This window comes from Streptomyces axinellae (assembly GCF_039532135.1).
Taxonomy (GTDB): Bacteria; Actinomycetota; Actinomycetes; order Streptomycetales; family Streptomycetaceae; genus Streptomyces; species Streptomyces axinellae.
In genome coordinates this window covers 1-654 of the sequence record NZ_BAAARJ010000086.1, presented here as the reverse complement: position 1 = coordinate 654, position 654 = coordinate 1, and the positions used below count along the sequence as shown (strand labels likewise).

The following is a 654-nucleotide window of genomic DNA, read 5'->3' as shown; positions in this document are numbered from 1 at the left end:
ACTTTTACTTAAAGATGACAGAAATGTGACAGCACAGGACTGTCTTCTCTGGAATGATTATGACGTAAGGAAATTCTAATGAAAAAGCGTGTTCTTGCCCTTTGCCTGGCCAGTTTCTTCTCCGTTAACGCCTTTGCTCTGGTTCCCCCCGGGAACGATGTCACCACCAAGCCCGATCTCTACTATCTGACCAATGCCCAGGCCATCGACAGCCTGGCGCTGTTGCCACCACCGCCGGCGGTGGGCAGTATCGCATTTTTAAACGATCAGGCGATGGATGAGCAAGGACGTCTGCTGCGCAATACCGAGCGCGGGAAGCTGGCGGCAGAGGATGCCAACCTCAGCGCGGGCGGCGTGGCCAACGCCTTCTCCAGCGCCTTTGGTTCGCCGATCACCGAGAAAGACGCGCCGCAGCTTCACAAACTGCTGACCAATATGATTGAAGACGCCGGCGACCTGGCGACCCGCAGCGCGAAAGAGAAATACATGCGCATTCGCCCGTTTGCGTTCTATGGCGTCTCCACCTGCAATACCACCGAACCCGCGCCAATCTTCCCCCCACGCCCGACTTCAATATTGCCGAGGATCTTCGCCCCGGCGCCAATCATTACGCCTTCGCGAATTTTCGGATGACGGTCGCCGCTGGTTTTACCG

1 protein-coding gene is annotated in these 654 nt (G+C 56.6%); it reads right to left on the bottom strand.

Annotation, left to right across the window (positions count from 1 at the left end):
* Positions 1-509: 509 nt before the first annotated feature.
* Positions 510-608: a hypothetical protein gene (locus ABD339_RS33995; protein WP_425576181.1), complete on the bottom strand. Its 99-nt coding sequence runs from the start codon at positions 606-608 to the stop codon at positions 510-512.
* Positions 609-654 lie beyond the last annotated feature (46 nt).